General features: G+C 72.3%; 24 protein-coding genes. 7 read left to right on the top strand and 17 right to left on the bottom strand.

The window, feature by feature from the left end; genetic code table 11:
• The first annotated feature begins 6 nt into the window (after positions 1–6).
• From GA0070213_RS11300 to GA0070213_RS11290, 3 genes are all read left to right on the top strand, one after another.
• Positions 7–435 carry an OsmC family protein gene (locus GA0070213_RS11300; protein ID WP_091061740.1) on the top strand — a complete coding sequence of 143 codons (429 nt, stop codon included), beginning with the start codon at positions 7–9 and terminating at the stop codon, positions 433–435.
• Between the two features lie 85 nt (positions 436–520).
• Positions 521–865, top strand: a complete 345-nt coding sequence (locus GA0070213_RS11295) for a metallopeptidase family protein (RefSeq protein ID WP_175441320.1) — start codon at positions 521–523, stop codon at positions 863–865.
• 94 nt (positions 866–959) lie between these two features.
• Positions 960–1,685, top strand: a complete 726-nt coding sequence (locus GA0070213_RS11290) for an AIM24 family protein (protein WP_091061736.1) — start codon at positions 960–962, stop codon at positions 1,683–1,685.
• Positions 1,686–1,728: 43 nt separating this feature from the next.
• Here GA0070213_RS11290 and pheA read toward each other — a convergent pair whose 3' ends face one another.
• The 4 genes from pheA to GA0070213_RS11270 all read right to left on the bottom strand — a co-directional run bounded on the left by pheA (position 1,729) and on the right by GA0070213_RS11270 (position 4,738).
• The gene (gene pheA, locus GA0070213_RS11285) at positions 1,729–2,685 is read right to left on the bottom strand and encodes a prephenate dehydratase (RefSeq protein WP_091061734.1); all 957 of its coding nucleotides are present in this window, start codon (positions 2,683–2,685) and stop codon (positions 1,729–1,731) included.
• Between the two features lie 10 nt (positions 2,686–2,695).
• Positions 2,696–3,238, bottom strand: coding sequence for a hypothetical protein (locus GA0070213_RS11280; RefSeq protein ID WP_245716356.1), 543 nt, complete (start codon positions 3,236–3,238; stop codon positions 2,696–2,698).
• A 78-nt stretch (positions 3,239–3,316) separates the two neighbouring features.
• Positions 3,317–3,772 (bottom strand): hypothetical protein, encoded by a 456-nt coding sequence (locus GA0070213_RS11275; RefSeq protein ID WP_091061731.1) that lies wholly within the window; start codon positions 3,770–3,772, stop codon positions 3,317–3,319.
• A 231-nt stretch (positions 3,773–4,003) separates the two neighbouring features.
• The gene (locus tag GA0070213_RS11270) at positions 4,004–4,738 is read right to left on the bottom strand and encodes a hypothetical protein (RefSeq protein WP_091062373.1); all 735 of its coding nucleotides are present in this window, start codon (positions 4,736–4,738) and stop codon (positions 4,004–4,006) included.
• A 162-nt stretch (positions 4,739–4,900) separates the two neighbouring features.
• Between GA0070213_RS11270 and GA0070213_RS11265 the strand changes: the two genes are divergently transcribed.
• Positions 4,901–6,115, top strand: a complete 1,215-nt coding sequence (locus GA0070213_RS11265; protein WP_091061728.1) for an arginine deiminase — start codon at positions 4,901–4,903, stop codon at positions 6,113–6,115.
• A gap of 76 nt (positions 6,116–6,191) precedes the next feature.
• Here GA0070213_RS11265 and GA0070213_RS11260 read toward each other — a convergent pair whose 3' ends face one another.
• The 13 genes from GA0070213_RS11260 to GA0070213_RS11200 form a co-directional block, all read right to left on the bottom strand.
• Positions 6,192–7,073: a DUF5926 family protein gene (locus tag GA0070213_RS11260; RefSeq protein WP_091061726.1), complete on the bottom strand. Its 882-nt coding sequence runs from the start codon at positions 7,071–7,073 to the stop codon at positions 6,192–6,194.
• A gap of 60 nt (positions 7,074–7,133) precedes the next feature.
• Positions 7,134–7,550, bottom strand: coding sequence for an ATP-binding protein (locus GA0070213_RS11255; protein WP_175441319.1), 417 nt, complete (start codon positions 7,548–7,550; stop codon positions 7,134–7,136).
• Between the two features lie 62 nt (positions 7,551–7,612).
• Positions 7,613–9,067, bottom strand: coding sequence for a sensor histidine kinase (locus GA0070213_RS11250; RefSeq protein ID WP_091061721.1), 1,455 nt, complete (start codon positions 9,065–9,067; stop codon positions 7,613–7,615).
• Between the two features lie 76 nt (positions 9,068–9,143).
• On the bottom strand, positions 9,144–9,923 hold the full coding sequence (locus GA0070213_RS11245; RefSeq protein WP_091061719.1) for a glycerophosphodiester phosphodiesterase: 780 nt from the start codon (positions 9,921–9,923) through the stop codon (positions 9,144–9,146).
• A 14-nt stretch (positions 9,924–9,937) separates the two neighbouring features.
• Positions 9,938–10,273 (bottom strand): rhodanese-like domain-containing protein, encoded by a 336-nt coding sequence (locus GA0070213_RS11240; RefSeq protein WP_091061717.1) that lies wholly within the window; start codon positions 10,271–10,273, stop codon positions 9,938–9,940.
• Between the two features lie 26 nt (positions 10,274–10,299).
• The gene (locus GA0070213_RS11235) at positions 10,300–11,175 is read right to left on the bottom strand and encodes an LCP family protein (RefSeq protein ID WP_091061716.1); all 876 of its coding nucleotides are present in this window, start codon (positions 11,173–11,175) and stop codon (positions 10,300–10,302) included.
• 226 nt (positions 11,176–11,401) lie between these two features.
• The gene (locus GA0070213_RS11230; RefSeq protein WP_091061714.1) at positions 11,402–12,619 is read right to left on the bottom strand and encodes an LCP family protein; all 1,218 of its coding nucleotides are present in this window, start codon (positions 12,617–12,619) and stop codon (positions 11,402–11,404) included.
• Positions 12,620–12,782: 163 nt separating this feature from the next.
• Positions 12,783–14,024 (bottom strand): LCP family protein, encoded by a 1,242-nt coding sequence (locus GA0070213_RS11225; RefSeq protein ID WP_091061712.1) that lies wholly within the window; start codon positions 14,022–14,024, stop codon positions 12,783–12,785.
• 74 nt (positions 14,025–14,098) lie between these two features.
• Positions 14,099–15,079 (bottom strand): NAD-dependent epimerase/dehydratase family protein, encoded by a 981-nt coding sequence (locus GA0070213_RS11220; RefSeq protein WP_091061710.1) that lies wholly within the window; start codon positions 15,077–15,079, stop codon positions 14,099–14,101.
• An 81-nt stretch (positions 15,080–15,160) separates the two neighbouring features.
• Complete coding sequence (locus GA0070213_RS11215) at positions 15,161–16,834, bottom strand: solute symporter family protein (protein WP_091061708.1); 1,674 nt, start codon at positions 16,832–16,834, stop codon at positions 15,161–15,163.
• Positions 16,812–17,180 carry a DUF485 domain-containing protein gene (locus tag GA0070213_RS11210; protein WP_091061706.1) on the bottom strand — a complete coding sequence of 123 codons (369 nt, stop codon included), beginning with the start codon at positions 17,178–17,180 and terminating at the stop codon, positions 16,812–16,814. The genes GA0070213_RS11215 and GA0070213_RS11210 overlap by 23 nt, the downstream gene beginning before the upstream one ends.
• Before the next feature lie 203 nt (positions 17,181–17,383).
• A complete protein-coding gene (locus tag GA0070213_RS11205; protein WP_091061704.1) occupies positions 17,384–18,499 on the bottom strand; it encodes an FAD-dependent monooxygenase in 1,116 nt (371 codons plus the stop codon).
• 63 nt (positions 18,500–18,562) lie between these two features.
• Positions 18,563–19,306 (bottom strand): flavin reductase family protein, encoded by a 744-nt coding sequence (locus tag GA0070213_RS11200; RefSeq protein ID WP_091061702.1) that lies wholly within the window; start codon positions 19,304–19,306, stop codon positions 18,563–18,565.
• A gap of 279 nt (positions 19,307–19,585) precedes the next feature.
• Between GA0070213_RS11200 and GA0070213_RS11195 the strand changes: the two genes are divergently transcribed.
• The 3 genes from GA0070213_RS11195 to GA0070213_RS11185 are packed head-to-tail and all read left to right on the top strand — an operon-like array spanning position 19,586 to position 20,833.
• A complete protein-coding gene (locus tag GA0070213_RS11195; protein WP_091062370.1) occupies positions 19,586–20,371 on the top strand; it encodes a helix-turn-helix domain-containing protein in 786 nt (261 codons plus the stop codon).
• On the top strand, positions 20,368–20,556 hold the full coding sequence (locus GA0070213_RS11190; RefSeq protein WP_091061700.1) for a DUF397 domain-containing protein: 189 nt from the start codon (positions 20,368–20,370) through the stop codon (positions 20,554–20,556). The genes GA0070213_RS11195 and GA0070213_RS11190 overlap by 4 nt, the downstream gene beginning before the upstream one ends.
• Positions 20,557–20,575: 19 nt before the next feature.
• Complete coding sequence (locus GA0070213_RS11185; RefSeq protein WP_091061698.1) at positions 20,576–20,833, top strand: hypothetical protein; 258 nt, start codon at positions 20,576–20,578, stop codon at positions 20,831–20,833.
• The last annotated feature ends 3 nt before the right edge of the window (positions 20,834–20,836 follow it).

Genomic DNA, 20,836 nt, shown 5'->3' with positions numbered 1-20,836 from the left:
GGTGCCATGCCTATCCGTACCGCTTCCGCTCGTTGGCAGGGCGACCTCGCCGAGGGCTCGGGCACCGTCCGCACCGGCAAGGGCGGCCTGTCCGGCAACTACTCCTTCAAGTCGCGCTTCGAGGAGGGTGAGGGCACGAACCCCGAGGAGCTGATCGGCGCCGCGCACGCGAGCTGCTTCTCGATGGCCCTCTCCAAGCAGCTCGCCGACGCGGGCGTCACCGGCACGTCGGTGGAGACGACCGCCAAGGTGCACTTCGACAAGACCGACGCCGGCATGACGGTGACCCGCATCGACCTGGAGACCGTGGGCCAGGCGCCGGGTCTCGACGAGGCCGGGTTCACCAAGCTGGCCGAGGCGGCCAAGGAGGGCTGCCCGATCTCCCGGCTGCTCTCCCCGGGCGCGCAGATCTCGCTGACCGCCCGCCTGGCCTGACCACGCCCGGCACGGCGGGGGCGCCCTGCGGGCGCCCTCGCCGTGCCGCGTGCCGATCGTGAGGGAGTGACCGGGCGGCGTGGCCGTGGAGATGAGCCGGGACCGGTTCGAGGAGCTGGTCGGTGAGGCGCTCGACGAGGTGCCCGAGGAACTGCTCGGGCTGATGAGCAACGTGGTCATCCTGGTCGAGGACGATCCGCCGCCCGGCGAGAACCTGCTCGGGCTCTACGAGGGGCACGCGCTCACTACGCGCGGCTGGGACTACGCCGGTGTGCTGCCCGACCGCATCCTGATCTACCGGAACCCGATCCTGGCGATCTGCGACACCGACGACGACGTCGTCGACGAGGTAGCGGTGACCGTGGTGCACGAGATCGCCCACCACTTCGGCATCGACGACGAGCGGCTGCACGCTCTGGGCTGGGGCTGACCGGGTCCCGGCCGCCCCCGCTCGGCCGATCCCCGCGGTTGCGCCCGTCCCCTAACCTCCGGTGCAGGCACATCCCGATGCAGGAGGAAAACCCATGCGCAGCGAGCTGTTCTCCGCGGCGAACCTCGAGAAGGAGTCCCAGCAGCCGGGCATGCGGCTGCAGAACTCCAAGATGCTGAAGATCGAGCTGAACGGCGAGGCGATGGCCCGCGTCGGGTCGATGGTCGCCTACCAGGGCCAGGTGCAGTTCCAGGCCCTCGGCTCCGGCGGCATCGGCAAGTTCATCAAGCAGCGGCTCACCGGCGAGGGCGTGCCGCTGATGAAGCTCTCCGGCCGGGGCGACGTCTTCCTCGCCGAGGCCGCCAAGGACGTGCACGTCATCGACCTGGAGCCCGGCGACGCCCTGTCCATCAACGGCTCCAGCGTGCTCGCCTTCGACTCCACCCTCCAGTACGACATCAAGATGGTCAGCGGCATGGGCATGGCGTCCTCCGCCGGCCTGTTCAACTGCGTCTTCACCGGGCACGGCCGGATCGCGGTCACCACCAAGGGCACCCCGGTGGTGCTGAACGTGGACGCGCCGACGTACGTCGACCCGCAGGCCGCGGTCTGCTGGTCGGCCAACCTGCAGACCGGCTACCACCGGGCCGAGCAGCTCGGCCTCGGCACGCTGCTCGGCCGCAGCACCGGCGAGGCGTTCACGATGAGCTTCGCCGGTCAGGGCTTCGTCGTGGTGCAGCCCTCCGAGGAGCCGCCGGTGGCCGGCAGCGGTGCCCAGCAGCAACAGCAGGGTGGCCTGCTCGGCGGCCTGCTCCAGTGACCGCCCGGGCCGGGTGCGTCCCTGGGGGGCACACCCGGCCCGGTCAGCTCAGTTCGCCGGCGCGTAGCCGGGCCAGCCAGGCCGCCGCGTCGGCCCAGTCGGCGTCGGAGAGACCGGCCGGCGCGGGCGTCGGCCGGTCGCTCGCCGCCGGGCTCCAGCGGTGCCGGGGGTACGACCCGAGGAAGCGCACGTCGGCGCAGACCCGGCGCAGGCCGCGCAGCGCCTCGCCGAGGCGGACGTCGGCGACGTGCCCGGTGCAGTCCAGGAAGAACACGTACCGCCCGAGCGCCTCGCCGGTCGGGCGGGACTCGATCCGGGTCAGGTTCACCCCGCGTACGGCCAGTTCCATGAGCACGGACAGCAGCGCACCCACCCGGTCGTGCGCGATGTAGACCGCCAGCGAGGTGAGGTCGTCGCCGGTCGGCGGCGGGGGCGGCCCGGGGCGGGACACCAGCGCGAACCGGGTCACCGCGTCGGGGTGATCGGCGATCTTGTCGGCGAGGACGGTCAGCCGGTGCCGGGCGGCGCCGATCGGGGCGCAGACGGCGGCGTCGTACTCGCCGTTCGCCGCGCCGGCCGCGGCGGCGCCGTTGGAGAGCACGTCGACCACTGTGGCATCGGGCAGGTGGTCGCGGAGCCAGCCGCGGCACTGGGTGGACGCCTGCGGGTGGGCGGCGACGCTGCGCACCGAGGCCGGCGAGACACCGGCCCGGCCGGCGAGCACGAACTCCACCGGCAGGACCACCTCCCGGGTGATCACCAGCGGGTCGCCCTCGGCCAGTTCGTCGAGCGTCACCCCGACCGCGCCGCCGATGGAGTTCTCCAGCGGCACCAGCGCGGCGTCGGCATCCCCGGCCCGTACGGCGTCGAGCGCCTCGCCCACGCTGCGGGCCGGCGTGCGGTCGCCCCGTTCGGCGGCCGGCACGGTCCGGAGTGCCTGTTCGGCGAAGGTGCCCTCGGGGCCGAGGTAGACGAAGCGGGTGGGCGGTGTTCCCGGCATGGCGACCAGCCTACGCACCCGGGATGCCGTCGCAGGCCAGGGTGCGGATGCCCGCCGGCGCGGTGGCCCGCACCTCGACGCCGCAGACGTCCGTGCCGGCGGTGACCAGGGTGGGCGTGCGGCCCCGGGTGACCACCTGGAGTTCCTCGTGCCCGGCGACCGCCAGCACGGTGTAGTGCCAGCCCTCGGCGCAGAGCGGCCCGGTCCGGAGCGTCACCCGCACGTTCCGGGGGAGCACGTCGGCGGAGCCGCGCAGCAGGGTGACGATCCGGCTTCCCGACGGGGCGCCCCGGCAGGGTGTGGCGGCCGGGTCGGGTGCCGGGGCGGTCGGCGCGGACGGGACGGCCGGCGCGCTCGGGGTGGCCGGCATGGTCGGGGTGGCGGCGGACGGCGTGGCCGACGCGGTGGGACGCGGGCCTTCGGTGCCGGCGGGCGGCTCACGCAGCTCGGGCGGCCGGCCGCAGGCGGTGAGCGCGAGCAGCGCGAGCAGCGTCGCCGTCAGGGGCGGGGTGCGGGGCACGATGCAGTCCTCGACATCGACGGGCGTCGTCATGGCCCGGGGGCCGAGCCCATCGTAGGAGGCCCGTCCGATCGGGTGAAGCCGGGTGCTCGACCCGATGCCCGGGCCGCCTCAGAGCACGGAGAAGAAGGTCAGCGAGCCGGCGACCGCGGACCCGGTGAGCACCGGGGTGGAGATCGCGTCCACCGTGGTGCCGGCGTCGGAGCCGGGCCCCTGCACCCGGAGCAGCCCGCGGGCGAGCCGGCCGGAGAGGAGCGCGAGCAGCGGGGGGATCTTGTCGGTCTCCTGCTCGGTCAGCTCGCTCGGGCTGGCGGTGAAGTCGACCAGACGCAGGCCGCCCTCGAGCAGCGGCAGGCCGATCACGTCCTCCGGCGCGCCGAGGCAGAGCAGGTCGCAGCCGGACGAGGAGATGGCCACCACTGTGGTGTCGGCGTCGATCAGCAGGCACGGCTCGGCGGCCCGGGAGACCGTCCCGGACCACTGCGTGAAGTTGTCGGTCTCCTGCTCGGCGGGTGTCTCGGTCGGGGACGCGAACACTTCCGAGAGTGAGAGCTCGACGTGGGCCACCGCGCCTCCTATGTACACCGACGGTCCGTCCACGCTAGCCGGTCGGCACGGCGACCTTCCGGCCGCGCTGCGTTTCCCGGTCTCCGCCGCCGCCCGAGGGCCGGGCGGCTCGGTGGCCGGGGACGTGCGTCGGTGCGGCGGGAGCCCCGGGGGGTCGGGCGGCCAGCGACGACGCGGACCGACGAACCGGTCGGGGGCGGTGTCGTGGACCGCGTGGCGTCGTCGGAGACGTTACCGCCGGGCGGCCCGCTTGTCAGCGGCCGTTCGGCCCTCGTCATACCACCGGTAGTCGGCGGATGGACGGTACGTGCCGTTCAGCCACGTCGACGGTGCCTGGGCGACCCGGGACAGCTTCTCGGCGGTGGCCGGGGTGATCCGGTTGCCGGCGGCCACGAGCAGCCGGTCCAGCTCCCGGTGGGTGGCCATGAGGCAGTCCTTCGGCAGGCCGTAGACGCTGATGACGCCGGAGCCGACGAAGGTCAGCACCGGCGTCACCGGGATCGGCAGGCCGACCGCGTCGGAGAGCGCCTTGCTGGCCCGCTTGGCGTCGCGACGCGCCTCGGCCACGTAGGGCGGACGCTTGCCGTTGATCTGCACGACGTCACCGGCGACCAGCACCCGGGCCCGGCCGTGGTCGGCGATGGTGACCGCGAAGAGCCCGCTCGGCCCGATCGCGAGGAACCCGGCGCGGTCGTCCTCGGCGTGGTCGAACAGCGCGTCGGCCGGGTCCGTCCGGGGCCACTCGATGACGTGCCAGGCGGGACCGAGGTGGTCGAGCTGCCCGAGGGCGCGGGCCCCGGCGGCCTCCAACCGGCGGGCGCCCCGGTCGGCCCGCCGACGGCGGGCCCACTCCAGGGGGGACGGTCGGGCCGGTTCGAGCACCGACGTGGCCTCGACCCGGGGATGCGCCGCGCGGGGCGGCAGTGCCCGGCTCGGTACGGCCCGACGAGCGGGAAAGACAGTCATCGCGACCTCCGGCAAAAGGTCTCTCGAAGTTATGTCTCCACTACCCTACGTTGCGCACCCGGGGTCTCGGCAAGTTGGACCGCCGGAATGAGTGTGGATGAATGCCATATTCATTCACACTTCTTTTCCGGATGGTGCGGAAGCCTGCCCTAGGCTGCGGGGGTGACGCACTACGTGGACAGCGAAGTGGCCCGACTCGGCACGGTGCTGCTGCACCGCCCGGGACCGGAACTCGCCCGCCTCACCCCACGCAACAACGACTCCCTGCTCTTCGACGCTATCCCATGGGTGGGACGCGCGCAGGAGGAGCACGACGCGTTCGCGGCGGCCCTCCGCTCGCGCGGCGTCGAGGTGCTCTACCTGGCCGACCTGTTGGCCGAGACGCTCGCCGTGCCGGACGCCAGGACCGAACTGACCGAGCAGGTGCTGCGGTCCCGCCGCCTCGGCGACACCCTGCGCGCCCGGGTCGCCGACCACCTCGCGTACCTCGATCCGGCCGCCCTGGCGGACGTGTTCATCGCCGGTCTCGCGCACGAGGAGCTGCGGATCGGCGCCGAGCGGCCGGGCGGTCTGGTCTGGACGCTGATGGACCGGCACGACTTCGTCATCGACCCGCTGCCCAATCTGCTCTTCACCCGCGACTCGTCGGTGTGGATCGGCGACCGGGTCGGCGTCACCAGCCTGGCCATGCCGGCGCGGCGGCGGGAGACCACGCTGACCGACGCGATCTACCGCTACCACCCGCGCTTCGTCGGCACCGAGTTCGTCTACCACCCGGAGCTGGAGCACCTGGAGGGCGGCGACGTGCTGCTGCTCGCGCCGGGTGTGCTCGCCGTCGGCGTCGGCGAACGCACCACCCCGGCCGGCGCCGAGCGGCTGGCCCGGCAGGTCTTCGCCGCCGGGCTGGCGCACACCATCCTGGTGGTGCCGATCGCCCAGGAACGCGCCACCATGCACCTGGACACCGTCTGCACGATGGTCGACGTGGACGCCGTGCTGATGTATCCGAACATCGCCAGCGAGCTGTCCGCGTACACCGTCGTCGCCGGCCCCGACGGCGAGCCGCGGGTCGACGGCCCGGCCCCGTTCCTGCGGGCCGCCGCCGACGCGATGGACCTCGACCAGCTCCGGGTGATCGACACCGGCCTCGACCCGGTCACCGCCGAACGCGAGCAGTGGGACGACGGCAACAACACGCTCGCCCTCGCGCCGCGTCTCTGCGTCGGCTACGAGCGCAACGTGGAGACCAACGCGCAGCTGGAGCGGGCCGGCATCGAGGTGATCGCCATCGCCGGCTCGGAGCTGGGCTCCGGCCGCGGCGGCCCCCGCTGCATGTCCTGCCCCCTGGTCCGCGAGAAAGGCGGGGCCCCCGCTTAACGCTTTCGGTAGAGGCGGGGGCCCCGCTTAACACTCGTGCGTTAAGAAGGGCCCCCGCCTAACAACCAGCGGGCGGTCAGCGCAGGGTGAGCTGACGGCCGAGCAGGCCCTGGCGGGCACGCCGGCCGGCCGCGTCCAGCGGCTCCCGGTCACCCAGCGCCTCGGCGTAGCGCTTGGCGAACTCCGCGACCGGACCCTCCCACTCGGCGGCCGGGGTGTCCTCGGGCAGGTCCCACACCGGCGTCAGGCGGCCGTGCGCCCGGAACATGCCGGCGAACTTCGTGTCGTCGCCGAGGGTCAGCGTCCCGGCCGCCCCGAGCCGGGACAGGGCGTCCAGCGCGGCGTCCTCGTCGTCCGGCAGCACCCACCGCACGTGGGCCTTCTCCGGGACCCGGCACCAGTACGCCGCCCGGGCCGCGTCCAGCTTCACCGTCGGGTAGATCGCCGCGTTGGCCCGCTCCAGGGACGCCTGCACGGTCGGGTCGTCGGCGGCGCCCGGGTCGAGCCAGAAGTCGAACCCGTCGTGCATGCTGATCTCCAGCGGACCGTCGACCAGGATGTCCTGGAGGCGGGGGCCGGGGCCGGGCAGCGGCGGCACGCTCACCTGCCTGCCCGGCTCGGTGCGCAGCGCGCAGAGCAACGCGTCGGTCAGGTCCCGGGAGACGTCGCCGGACTGCTGGTGCCGTTGCAGGCCGACCAGCACCCGCCCGTCCGGATTCGCCACCGCCGGGGCGGCCATCGGCAGGACGGTGGCCAGGACGACCGGCCGGTCGCCGTACTCCTCGACCAGGTCCGGGGTCAGCCGCAGCGGCGCGGACGCGGCCGGCACCAGCTCACGCAGGGCGATCCACTCCGGCTCGTCGACGAGGCCCTCGAACGGTCGGGGCACGAAGACGTCGCGCACCTTCTCCCGCTTCGGGGTGGCTTCGGCCCGCTGGTTCTTTCGACGCTTGCTCACGGCGAGACAGCCTAGAGGCCGGGCGGCGTCCGCGGGGTCAGGACCCGCCTGTCCGCCCGGTCAGCCGGCGGCGACCAGGTCGGGCCGGTGCGACCGGGCCGGGTCGAACTCCGCCCAGACGCTCTGGCCGAGGCCGTCCCGCTCGACGCCCCACCGGCTGGAGAGCCCGGCCACGATGTGCAGGCCACGCCCGTCGACCGCGTCCGGGGAGGCGACCCGGAGCCGCGGGCCGGCACCGGCGCCGCCGTCGGTGACCCGGAGCTGGACGCTCGGCCCCCGGTCGGTGGCGCGCAGCCGCCAGGCCACCCGGACCACACCGCCGGGCAGCGCCTCGGCATGTCGGACGGCGTTGCCGACCAGCTCGGCGAGCACCGCCACCAGGTCGGCCAGCAGGGCCGGGGGTACGAGGCCGGTCAGCTCGTCGGCCAGCCGGTGCCGCGCCACGCGCGCGCCGGTCACGTGGTGGGGCACCACCACGCACCACGAACGTTCGGCCGGTCGCGTCGACACGTCGTCCCTTCCACCCGTGGACACCCGGTTCACCCCCGGGGCAGCCGCACCTCCGCGACCGTACCCCCGCCGGTCCTCGGTCGGAGGGATACCCACCCGTTCTGCTGTTCAACGATCTGCCGGACGAGATAGAGACCCAGCCCGGCGCCCGGGTAGCGCCGGCGGTCGCCGGACTCGCCCTGCCAGAACCGGTCGAAGGCCCGTTCCACGTGTTCCGGCCGGATGCCGATGCCCCGGTCGGCGACCCGGAACGAGACGGTGCGCTCGTTCGCGTCGGCGCCGATCTCGATCGGCGTGTCCGGAAGCGAGTACTTCCCGGCGTTGGTGCCCAGCTCGGTGAGCACGGTGGCCAGGCTGTGCCGGTCGCCGAGTGCCTTCGGCAGGTCGGTCGGCAGGTCGAGCACGATCCGGTGCCGCAGGTCCGCCGGCAGGTCCACCACCGCCGCCCGCAGCGCGTCGACCAGGTCGAACGGGGCGGCCGGTTCCCCGCCGGGGCGGCTCTCGGTGGCGGCGGTGAGCAGCCGGTCGACCAGCCGGGCCAGTTCGTTGGCGCGCTGGCCGATGATCCGGGCGGCCTGCCGCCGGTCGCCGTCGCTGAGCGACTCCCAGTGGTCGGTGAGCGTGTCCGCGTACCCCTTGATCACGGTGACCGGGGTGCGCAGCTCGTGGCTGGTCACCGCCACGAAGAGATCGCGGTCGTGATCGCGGCGCTGCTGGTCGGTGATGTCGCGGAAGGTCACCACCCGCAGCGCGTTCGGGCCGGGCAGCTCGCCGGAGGTGATCCGCAGCCAGCGGCCGTCCGGCAGCCGGTGGTCGAGCACCTGCCCGGACGGGGGCAGCGGGAACGGCAGCGGTCGGCTCAGCGCCTCCGCCGCCGCGCGGCCGGTCACCTGGGCGGCGGCCGGGTTCCAGAGCCGGACCCGGTGGTCGCGGTCCACCACCGCCAGGCCGTCGGCGAGCGCCGCCACGACCGGGCCGTCGCCGTGCACCGGCAGGCCGGTCTGGTCGCCGTACATGTGCGCGATGCAGGCGGCCACGTAGCCGACGACCGCGCGCTGCGAGGCGTCCAGCGGCTCGCCGCCCGGATAGAGGGCGTGCAGGCTGCCGACGGTGAGCCCGGCGATCTCGGCGCGCGCCACGATCATCCGGCGCAGGCCCCGGCCGGCGACCTCGTCGGCCAGCGCGCCGGGGATCGCGTCCACCCGGACCTCGCGCACCGGAGGGCCGGCCAGGAGGCAGACGGTGGCCGGGTCGGTGGCCGGCAGCGGCCGGCCGATGACGAACTCGGCGCTGCCGGTCGCCGCGATCACCCGCCCGCCGGCCGGGGTGAACTCGACGAAGACCAGGCCCGCCGCGCCGACCGTCGGCTCGACCTCGCGGAGCAGGCGGTTGAGCACGGAGAGACCGGACTCACCGGAGTTGATCATCTTGATCACGCTGGTGTGGCCGGCGATGAGGGCGGGGTAGTCGGTTCGCTCCGGCATGTCCCGAGTGTGCCGCGCCGTCCGCCCCGGTGACACCCCCGGCCGGTCGACCGCCCACCGGGCGGATCGACGGGACTCACCGGCCCAACCGGCTCAACATGCGGGCGGGCCGGTCGGTGATCACCCCGTCCACCCCGGCGGCCAGCACGAGCTCCACGTCCTCGGGTTCGTTCACGGTCCAGACGTAGACCGAGTGCCCGGCGGCCCGCAGCGCGGGCACCAGCCCCGGTCGGGCCCGGACCAGCTCCACCCCGGGGCCGGCGATCCGGCAGCCGAAGGGCAGCCGGCCCAGCCGCAGCAGGCGTGGCAGCACCTCCAGCAGCAGCACCGTGGGCAGCGCCGGCGCCAGCTCGTGGATCCGGCGTACGGCGAGCGGCGAGAAGGACATCACGGTCACCCGGACCGGGTCGTCCGGGCCGGGCTCGGCGAGGCCGTACCGGCGCAGCAGGCCGACCAGCCGGCGCTCGACGTCGCCCCGGTAGCGCGACGGGTGCTTCGTCTCGATCAGCAGCCGGACCGGCCGCCCGGCGGCCAGCACCGCGTCGAGCAGCCGTTCCAGCGTGAGCAGCCGGGTGTGCGACTCGTCGAGCCCACCGGCGCCGGCGGCCGGGTGCCAGGAGCCGAAGTCGAGCGCCTCCAGCTCGGCGAGCGTCCGCGCGCTGACCAGGCCGTGACCGTTGCTGGTCCGGTCCAGCCGGCGGTCGTGCACGCAGACCAGGTGCCCGTCGCGGGTCAGCCGGACGTCGCACTCCAGCCCGTCCGCGCCCTCGTCCAGCGCGCGCAGGTAGGCCGCCAGGGTGTGCTCCGGCAGGTCGTACGACGCGCCGCGGTGGGCGAAGACCAGGGGATCGGTCATGGCCGGGACGTGCCTCAGACGACCCGGCCCGGCTGCCCGTCGTCGGTGACCACGGGTCGGCCGGCGGCGGCCCAGTCGCCCATCCCGCCCTCGACGTTGCGGACCTGGTCCCACCCGTTGCGCAGCAGGTAGCCGACCACCTGCCCGGAGCGGCCACCGGAGCGGCAGATCACCGCCACCTCGCGGTCGTCGGGCACCTCGGCGATCCGGGCCGGCAGCTCGGTCATCGGCAGGTGGTGGGCGGCCGGCGCGTGGCCGGCGGCCCACTCGTCGTCCTCGCGGACGTCGAGCAGGTAGACGTCGTCGGGCACGGCCGACGCGGGCACGCTGGGAAGTTGGGCTCCGAACACGGGGAAAGCCTAGTCGCCCGCGCGACTCAGAGCCGGTTGACCCAGCGGGGGTTCGCGTCGGCCCACGCCGGCACCCGGGCGTTCCGCACCGCGGTGAAGAGGTCGCCGCCGCCGGTGTCCAGCACCACGTACGACACGCCGTCGATGGTCTGCGGGTAGGAGGGCAGCCGCACGCCGCGCAGGGCGTCCGCCGGCAGCGCGCGGAGCGCGAAGACAAGTTCGTCCAGGGGTACGCCGTTGGTGTCGACGGTCAGCGCCCCGCCGACCGCCCGCAGCACCCGGTCCAGCTTCACCGGGTCGCCGCGCAGGTGCGTCTCGCCGGCCCGGTCCAGCACCGCCCGCAGCATCTGCTGCTGGTGCCGCTGCCGGTCGTAGTCGCCGTTCGGCAGGTCGTAGCGCTGCCGGACGTAGTCGAGCGTCCGGGCCCCGTCCATCTGCTGGCAGCCCGGCTCGAACCGGGTCCTGGTGTGGATCGAGCGGACCGGCGTGTCCACGCACATGCGGATGCCGCCGAGCTGGTCGATGACCCGGGTGAAGCCGGAGAAGTCGACGAGCGCGGCGCCGTCGAAGCGGACGCCGGTGAGCCGGGTGAGAGTGGCGCTGAGCAGCCGCGCGCCGCCGGTGCCGCCGCCGCCGTGCTCGTACGCGGCGTTGACCTTGTCCTGGCCGCCGGGGAAACCGGGCGCCGCCGGGATGGCCACCAGCAGGTCGCGCGGCACGGAGATCAGGTACGCCTGTCGCATCCCGGCCGGCACGTGCACGATCAGGATGGTGTCCGAGCGCTGGTCGTCCGGGTTCGCACCGGGTCGGTGGTCGGAGCCGATCAGTAGGTAGTTGAGCGGCTCGTCCAGCTGCGTCCGTTTCTTTCGGGCGCTCGGGTCGAGCAGTTGTTCCTTGGCCACCGTGCGGTCGTACCGGTGGGTGAGCCAGTGCAGCCCGGCGACGCCGAGCGCGGCGAGCAGGACCAGGGCGAGCCCGGCGCCGAGCAGGAGCCGGGGCCAGCGGGCCGGTCGAGCCCGCCCGCGTCGGTTCCGTGCTGGCCTGGACGTGACGATCCCCCCGTGGCGTCGACCTGAGACCCGCTCACGTCAGGCTACGGGGGGATCGGCCGGCCGCGGCCGGCTTCCGTCATTTCCGGGTGGAGAGGACGCTCGGGTTGTTGACCACGAACTCGGCGAGCTTGTCGTCCTTGACCGCCTGGAACATGTCCATGCTGAGCTGGTTGAGAGCCTCGCGGTTGTTCCCGTTGCCGTTGAAGGTGCCGCCGTTGGTGCGGAGCGTGACGAGGTCGTTGCCGGTCACGCCCTTCATGGTGAAGATGAAGTCGTCGATCGAGGTGCCGCCGGTGTCCAGGACGAAGGCCTTTCCGGCGGCCTTGATCAGCGCGTTCAGCTTGAGCGGGTTGCTCAGCGTTCCGTTCTGGGACGCCTTCTTCGCCATCGCCTTGATCAGCTGCTGCTGGTTCTGCTGACGGTCGTAGTCGCCGTTGCGGAGGGTCTTGCGCTGCCGGGAGTAGTCCAGCGCCTGCCAGCCCTCCATCTCCTGGCAGCCCTTCTTGTAGGTCACGGGCCGCATCGTCTTGCCGGTCTTCTTGGCGTCCGCGTTCCACATCGGCTTGCCGTCGACCATCGACATGTGCAGCGAGGAGACCTCTTCGGTCACGCAGATCCGCACCGTGCCGATCGCGTCGATGACGTTCTTGAAGCCGCCGAAGTTGATGATCGCGGCGCCGTCGAAGCTGATCCCGGTCATCCCCTTGATGGTTCGGGCCATCATCTGGGCGCCGCCCTCCCAGCCGCCGCCGTTACGGGCACCGACCTGGAAGGCTGCGTTGATCTTGTCGGTGCCGCCCTTCCAGCCGGCCTTCTCGGACGCCGGGATGTGCGCCTCGGTGTCCCGGGGGATCGAGATCAGGTAGGCCTGGTCGTGGCTGGCCGGGATGTGCAGGATGATGATCGAGTCCGAGCGGACGTCGTCGGCGGCCCAGCGGGCCCGGGCGTCCACGCCGAGCAGCAGCATGTCGATCGGGCCCTCCAGACTCGCGCCGCCCTCGGCGTCCGTCTTGCCCGCGTCGCCGAGCAGGTTCCGCTGGGCGATGTTGCTGGTCGCCTGGCCGATCACGGCCTTGCTGCCGACGATCGCCACGCCGCTGGTCACCATCAGGATGGCGCCGAGCGCGAGCGTGAGCTTCGCCCAGAGCGGGTCCTTGCGCTTGGTGCGCTTCTTCTTCCCGCCACCGCCCGGGCCGCGGCCACCCGGGCCGGGCTGCGTGGGGATGACCGGAGGAACCCGCCCGGATGAACCGGGTGCCGGTGAGTGCGGGCGACGACTGGTCTGGACCGACATTCGTGCTCCAGCTCGGTGATCGGGGGCGGGACCACTTTACGTACCTGTTCCCGTTCTCGCGACCTCCTGAGACGGGTAATCCCGTCAATCCCGGCCGATGTCCCCGAGATGTGTCCGAACGGGCGAGGGCGAGAACCCGGTCGGTGGTCGCCCTCCGGTGCCGTCAGCCGCCGGCGCCGTCGGCCGAACCCTTCTGGTTGGCCTTCACCCAGTCGGCCATCTTGTCCCCGACGATCGCCTGGTACATCGCCAGCGCCTTCTCCCGGTCGGAGACCACCACCGACTGGCCGTCGACGGTCTGCCCGCCCAGGTTCGGGCTGGTGACGAACGTCAGGTTCTCGCCGCGCAGGCTGCGGAACTGAACCGCCATGTCGGTCAACGAGAATCCCTGGTCGACCGTGACGGCGGCGGTGACGGCCTTGAGGAAGTCGTTCAGCTTCTTCGGGTTGGTCAGCGTGCCGGTGCTCGCCGCCTTGTCCATCAACGCCTTCAGGAACTCCTGCTGGTGGCGCATCCGGGCGAAGTCGCCGTCCGGGAACTGCTTGCGCTGCCGGACCCAGTCCAGCGCCTCGGCGCCGTTCATGTGGTTCACGCCCTTGGTGAACGTCCGGTACGGCTTGTGGATCGAGGTGACGGTCCGTTCCACCTTGAGGTCGACCCCGCCCAGCGCGTCGGTGACGTCCTTGAAACCGGCGAAGTCGATCGCCATGACGTGGTCGATCCGTACGTCGGTGAAGCACTCGACGGTCTTCACCGCGAGCGGCAGCCCACCGAACGCGAACGCCGCGTTGATCTTGTTGCGCGAGCCGGAGTCGCAGGAGGCGCTCGCCTTCTCCGGGATCGGCACGTACAGGTCACGCGGCACGGAGACCAGGTAGGCGCTCTTGTGGTCGGCCGGGATGTGCATGACGATCAGCGTGTCCGCGCGCCACTTGCCGGCGCCGTCGACCGGTGCGTCCGGGTCCCGCGAGTCACTGCCCACGAGCAGGATGTTGAACGCGCCGTCGACCTGCTTGGCCGGCCGGCCCCCGGTGATCTCCGAGAACGGGTCGGTGCGGGCCAGGTCGCTGTTGAGGTTGCGGGCGTAGAACCAGGCGCCGACGCCGCCGAGCAACGCGAGCACCAGCACCGCCACGCCGGCCACCAGGCCGATGCGCCCCCAGCGCGGACGGGGCCGGCGGCCGGGCCCGCCGGGGCCGCCACCCGGCCCACCGGGGCCGCCCGGCCCGCCCGGTCCGCCGGGCCCGCCCGAGCGGGGTGCCTCGTCGTACGACGGGTACCAGCGGGTTTCGGTGTCACGGGGGCGCGCGGTGGCACCCCGGCCGGAGCCGGGAACCTGGGCGCGGCCCGCGCCCCGGTGCAGGGGGCGAGGGAGGGGAGCGCCGGCAGACGAGGTCGCTGACATGTAACCGAGGGTAGGTCGGTCGGTCCACCGCCGCCCTCAGGCGCGCACGGCTCACCGCCGGCGGACAGCCGGGCTCAGTACCCTAGCCGCTCGCGGAAGTACGCGATCGTGCGTCCGAGGCCGTCTTCGGGCGTCACTGTCGGCTCGTATCCCAGCAGCTCGCGGGCGAGCGTGAGGTCGGGGCGGCGCTTCTCCGGGTCGTCCGAGGCCCGAGTGATGTAGCTCACCTCGGAACTGCTGCCGGTGAGTGACACGATCGTCTCAGCCAGTTGCCGCATGGACATCTCGTGCTCGGTGCCGCAGTTGATCGGGCCGGTCTGCGTCGAGTCGAGCAGCAGCAGGATGCCCCGCACCAGATCGTCGACGTAACAGATGGACCGGGTCTGGTCGCCGGTGCCGTGCACGGTGATCGGCTCGCCGCGCAGCGCCTGGGAGATGAAGGTCGGGATGGCCCGGCCGTCGTCCGGGCGCATCCGCGGGCCGTACGTGTTGAAGATCCGCACGATCGCGGTGTCCGTGCCCCGGCTGCGGTGGTAGGCCATGGCGGCCGCCTCGGAGAAGCGCTTCGCCTCGTCGTAGACGCTCCGGATGCCGATCGGGTTGACGTTGCCCCAGTAGGTCTCCCGCTGCGGGTGCTCCTTCGGGTCCCCGTACGCCTCGGAGGTGGAGGCCATCAGGAACCGCGCGCCGTCGGCGGTGGCCCGCTCCAGCAGGGCCAGCGTCGCCACCGAACCGACCCGGAGGATCTCCACCGGAAGCTTCTCGAAGTCGGTCGGGCTGGCCGGGGACGCCATGTGCAGGATCGCGTCGAACCGCTCGGCCACGGCCGGGTGGTCGGTGGGCAGGCCGTCGGAGATGTCCGCCTCGACCAGCGTGAAGGTCGGCTTCTCCAGCAGGTGGGCCACGTTGTCCCGGGACCCGGTGACGAAGTTGTCCAGCACCACCACGGTGCAGCCGCGCTCGACGAGCCGGTCGACCAGGTGGGACGGGACGAATCCGGCGCCGCCGGTGACGAGGATGCGGTGTCCGGGACCGAACCGGGGAGCGACCTTCATGCCCGCCACCCTATACAGGTAAGGCGGGGCCCCCGCTTAACGCCTCCGGTAGAGGCGGGGGCCCCGCTTAACAACTACCGGTCAGTGCGCGCCCGCGCCGGTGAGCGAGCGCACCTCCAGTTCCGCGTACTTCTCCTCGTCGCTCTCCTTGGACAGGATCGTGCCGAGCCAGCCGCACAGGAAACCGAACGGGATCGAGATGATGCCCGGGTTCGACAGCGGGAACCAGTGCCAGTCGTGGTCGGGGAACATCGCCGTCGGCGCGCCGGAGACGACCGGCGAGAAGAACACCAGCAGCACCGCGGCGAGCAGGCCGCCGTAGATCGACCAGACCGCGCCCGAGGTGTTGAACCGCTTCCAGAACAGGCTGTAGAGGATCGCCGGCAGGTTGCCCGAGGCGGCGACCGCGAAGGCCAACGCGACCAGGAACGCCACGTTGAGGTTCTGCGCGAAGATCGACAGTACGATCGAGACCGCGCCGATCCCCAGCGCCGAGATCCGGGCGACGTTCACCTCCTGCCGCTCCGACGTCTCCCCTCTCTTGACGACGTTGGCGTAGAAGTCGTGCGCCAGGCTCGACGACGACGCCAGCGTCAGCCCGGCCACCACGGCGAGGATCGTGGCGAACGCGACCGCCGCGATGATCGCCAACAGTGTCGCGCCGCCCAGGTTCCCGCCGAAGAAGTCCACGCCCAACGCCTCGGCCAGTTGCGGCGCGGCGGTGTTGCCGGCCTTGTCCTGCGCGGTGATCGCCTGCCCGCCGACGATGGCCGCCGCGCCGAAGCCCAGGGCCAGGGTGAGCAGGTAGAACGCGCCGATGATGCCGATCGCCCAGAGCACGCTCTTACGGGCCGCCCGCGCGGTCGGCACGGTGTAGAAGCGGATCAGGATGTGCGGCAGGCCGGCGGTGCCGAGCACCAGCGCGATGCCGAGCGAGAGCAGGTCCATCTTGCTGTAGAACGTCTTCAGCGCGTCGCCGGGTGTCTCCACGCCGTAGCGCAGCCCGGGTTCGAGGAATGCCGCCCCCTTGCCCGAGGCGTCGGCCGCGTCGCCGAGCAGCGAGGACAGGTTGAACTTGTACTTCGCCAGCACCAGCAGCGTCATCACCAGGGCGCCGCTCATCAGCAGGAACGCCTTGACGATCTGGACGTACGTGGTGCCCTTCATGCCGCCGACCGTGACGTAGATGATCATCAGGGCGCCGACCAGGATGATGGTGGCGACCTTGGCGGTGTCGGCGTCCATGCCGAGGAACGTGGTGCCCGGCTTGATCCCGAGCAGCAGCGCCACCAGCGCGCCGGCGCCGACCATCTGGGCCAGCAGGTAGAAGATCGACACGGTGATGGTGGAGACCGCCGCCGCGGTCCGCACCGGCCGCTGCCGCATCCGGAACGCCAGCACGTCGGCCATCGTGTACCGGCCGGAGTTGCGCAGCAGTTCGGCGACGAGCAGCAGCGCCACCAGCCAGGCGACCAGGAAGCCGATCGAGTAGAGGAAGCCGTCGTAGCCGTAGAGCGCGATGATCCCGGCGATGCCCAGGAAGGACGCGGCGGACATGTAGTCGCCGCCGATCGCCATGCCGTTCTGGAAGCCGGAGAACGAGCGCCCACCGGCGTAGAAGTCGGTGGCGGTCTTGGTCTGCCGGCTGGCCCACACGGTGATCGCCAGCGTGATCGCCACGAAGATCAGGAACAGCGTGATGGTGAGGTTGCGGGCGGTGGTGCTGCCCGCCTCAGCCGCGAGGACCGTGTTCATGGTTCACCTCCCCCATCTCGGCGCGGATCCGGTCGGCGACCGGGTCGATCCGCCGGTTGGCGAACCGCGAGTAGAGCCAGGCGATGACGAACGTCGAGACGAACTGGAGCAGGCCGAAGACCAGGGCGACGTTGATGTTGCCGACCAGCTTCGTGCCCATGAAGCCCCGCGCGTACGCGGAGAGGATGACGTAGAGCGCGTACCACAGGAAGAACGCGACGGTCATCGGGAAGACGAAGCCGCGCAGCGCGCGCCGCAACCCGGCGAACTCGTCCGACCGCTGGACGGCTAGGTACCGTTCCGCCGTCGACTCGGAGGGTGCGGACGCGGGTGTGTCCGTGGACATCTGTGGATCACCACCTTCGCAGGCGTGGGGGATTTCCGCGCACGCTAGAGAGCGCGCTTCCCACCGCGAAAGGCTCAGCCGGGCACCGGCTGCCCCCTGCGCCCAACGGCGTCCTCACTGCGCCGAGTGACCCACGTCACTCCGCTAACCGGTCGCGCTCTCGGTGGTGCCCATCGGACGGCGGGCACTGACTGCCCGGTTCGTCATGGACGGGCGAACAGCGACGTCAGTCGCAGACCCGTGTTCCGCACCCGGAGACCGAGGTCCGTGGCGGGAACCAGGAAGTGGGAGATGAGTCCGGCTCGACGGTGGAAGGACCGCAGCCGACGGCGATGGGTCGCTTCGTAGGCGGCGAATGCGGCGCCGTGCTGCCCGGGATGCTCGGCGAGCGCATCGGCAAGGGTCTTCGCGGCGACGATGGCGTTGCTGGAGCCCTCCCCCAGCAGGGAGATGCAGTCGGCCGCGTCCCCGAGCAGGACGACCCGGCCCCGCGCCCAGGACGGCATGACGATCCGGGTGACCGCGTCGAAGTAGACGTCGTCGGCCACGAGCCAGTCGGCGACCGCCTGGTCGGTCACCCATCCTTTGCCCGCGTAGGCGGCCCGCACCAGGCGCTTTGCCGCCTCCCGGTCGTGGTGGTCGTACGGCTCCCCGCTTCGGAAGATGAACGCGGCGAGTGGACTGCCGCCGGCCGGATGGATCGACAGCGAGATCCCGGGCCGGTTGAACAGCAGAACTTCGTGCGGGTCGCCGCCACTGATGCTGGTGCGCATCGTCCCGACGTACATCCCGAACGGCTCGGCGAAGCGAGGTTCCGGCCCGAAGGCCAGGCGGCGGACGGCCGAGTGCAGACCGTCCGCACCGAGGACCAGGTCGAACCGTCGAGGGCTCCCGATCTCGAAGCGGACGTCGACGCCCGCGGCGTCCTGAGTGAGTGCGGCTATCGAGTCGCCGACGATGATCTCGGCCTGATCACGCGCGGCGTCGAGGAGGGTCCCGGCGAGAACGGACCGGGCGACCTCGACCTCCGACCCGGCGTCAGCTGTCTGCCTGGTGCCGACCACGGCCCGTCGGCGACCGGCGGCATCCAGGACCGCCAACCGGCTCACCCCGGTCGCGGCCTCCTGGAGTCGGGGCCAGAGCTGCATCTGCCGGACCACCGATGCCGCCTCGCCGCGTACGTCGACCGGGTTGCCACTCGATCGGACCCCGGCGGCCTTCTCGACCACGGTGACCTGCCAGCCGGTGCGGGCGAGCCAGTACGCCGCGGTCGCACCGGCGATCCCGGCGCCGGAGAGCAGGACCCTCTTCTGCGTCATGGAGAGATGGTTGCACCGCGCTGCACGGGGCGTACCTGTCGAATCGGCCACCCCGTGCCGGGTCTAGTCGGCCAGCTCGCGATAGCGGCCTCGGTGGTGCAGCAGGGGCGGGGCGTCCTCGCGCAGGTCGACCGTTTCGACGGTGGCCTCGACCAGCAGCCCCCAGCCGTACTCCCGGGCCGCGTCGAGCCGGCACCCCGCCCAACCGCCAGCGTCCGTCGGGACCGGCCCGTAGGGCGTCTCGGTCCACGCGTCCTGCGCGAACAGGCCGCCGGGTGACGGGAACAGGCCGGCGAAACGGTCGGCGAGCTGCCGGTGGCGCGGGCCCAGCGGAGCGACCGCGAACCGCCCGGCGTCCTCGACCGCCGCCCACAGCTCCGACTCGGGATCGACCAGGCCGAGCAGCCGGTCCGGCTCCCCTTCCGCCACCAGCGTGGACGAGACCGTCAGCCCGGCCGGGCCGGGCGCCGTCCAGAGCGTCACCGGGGCGGCCAGCCGGCCACGCAGCCGGCGTACCGGCGAGCGCTGCCCGGTCGGCACCGCGAACGGATCGGTGTGATGGATCTCGGCACCCGGCTGCTCATGATTCACGTGAAACATTGTGCCGCCCGGGGCCCGGACCCACCCGAGGAAGCGCTCGTGCAGATTCGCGGCACCGCTGAGCTGCGTGTATGCCTCGGCCAGCAGCGAGCCGAGATGGAACAGCAATGCGGTTCGGTCGCCCCGGAACTCGCGCAGCAGCCCGAGTCGGGCCGGCTGACACGGCCACGGCGCCCCGCACACCCGGCACCGCCACGCCGGCCGCATCGGCAGGTGCGCCCGCCCCGTGCCGATCTTGGAAGATCCAGGCCCCTCCAGGGGCACTTTCCTTCCAAGATCTCCCCGTTCTCTTCGCATTCGCGCCTCCCTGGAAGAGGGTTCGCCCCGGCGGGGAACGGCCGGGGCGAACCGTCGCAGGACCGGCCGCCGGGTCGTCGCCTCCACCGGCCGGGCCGCATGCCTCCACCCTGGACTCGGTCCGATCGGCGGGGGAGGATGCCAGGGGTTACTACGGAGCGCGGTCGCGTACTTACCGGCGAGGTGAGGATGGACATCGAGGTGTGGATCCGGGCGTTGAAGGCTGCTCGCGCCGGGGCGGACGTCTCGCAGGAGGCACTGGCGGCCACCATCCGGTGGAGCCCGTCGACGGTCGCCGCCATCGAGACCGGCCGTCGCCGGCCCACGATGGAGTTCGCGGCCGCCGCCGACCAGGCCCTCGGCACCGGCGGCCTCCTCGCCAGCCTGCTGAAGGAGCACGACAGCGACCGCTCGCCGTCGTGGTTCCTGCCGTGGCAGGGATACGAAGACCAGGCGGTACTGCTGCGCAACGTCGAGCCGTGCGCCGTCCCCGGCCTGCTGCAGACCGAGGAGTACGCCCGAGCCATCTTCGAGGCAGGCCGCCTCTACTCGAAGGACCGAGTAGAGGAGTTGCTGGCGCTCCGCATGGCGCGGCAGAAGGTGCTGGAGAAGGGCGATCCACCGGAGTGCGTCTTCATCGTGGACGAGAGTGCATTGCAGCGGTCCATCGGCGGGCCGAGGGTCATGAACGGTCAGCTCGCCCGGCTGCTCGACGCGGCGGAGCATCCCCGGGTGCGCCTGCACGTCCTGCCCCTCGACATCGGCGCGCACCTTTCGCTGGGTGGCGGATTCGCCATTGCCGAGTTGTCGGACGGCGAGCACATGCTCTGCCTCGACAATCCGGCTCGCGGGCAGATCGCCGACCACCCCGAGTGGATCCGGGTGATGTTGCGCAAGTGGGAGATCCTGCTCGGGGAGGCGCTGCCGGAGCGCGCCTCGCTCGATCTCATCCACAAGTTGAAGGTGACGCCGTGAGGCAGCCGCAGTGGTACAAGTCGTCGCGTTCCGACAATGCCGGCAACTGTGTCGAGGTGGCCGGGAACCTGCCCGGGGTGGTGCTGGTCCGGGACAGCAAGGACCCGTCCGGCCCGGCCCTCACCTTCACCCCCGAGGCCTGGCGCTCGCTGGTCACGCACCTCCACCGGGCGCCTGTCGACTGACCCGCCTACCCTGCGGGGCATGGCTCTCGTATCTCCGCAGAAGCTCGCCCAGGAGCGCGTCATCACCGCCGACGCGGTCCTCGGCGGTCAGGTCGACCTGCGCGCCTACCCGCACCGGCACCTGATGGTCATCGCGCGGCACAAGTGGGGCAGCAGCGGCTTCCCGCCGCTGATGGAGGCCGTCGAGCACCTGTCCAACTACGGCTGGGAGCTGGTGAACGTGCTGAGCGTTGGCGAGGGTCACCACGTCTACGCCGCGATGCGCCGCACCGCGTAACGG

Source organism: Micromonospora humi (assembly GCF_900090105.1).
Classification (GTDB): Bacteria; Actinomycetota; Actinomycetes; order Mycobacteriales; family Micromonosporaceae; genus Micromonospora; species Micromonospora humi.
The sequence above is the reverse complement of the archived record's forward strand: the minus strand, read 5'-3'. Positions and strand labels throughout refer to the sequence as shown.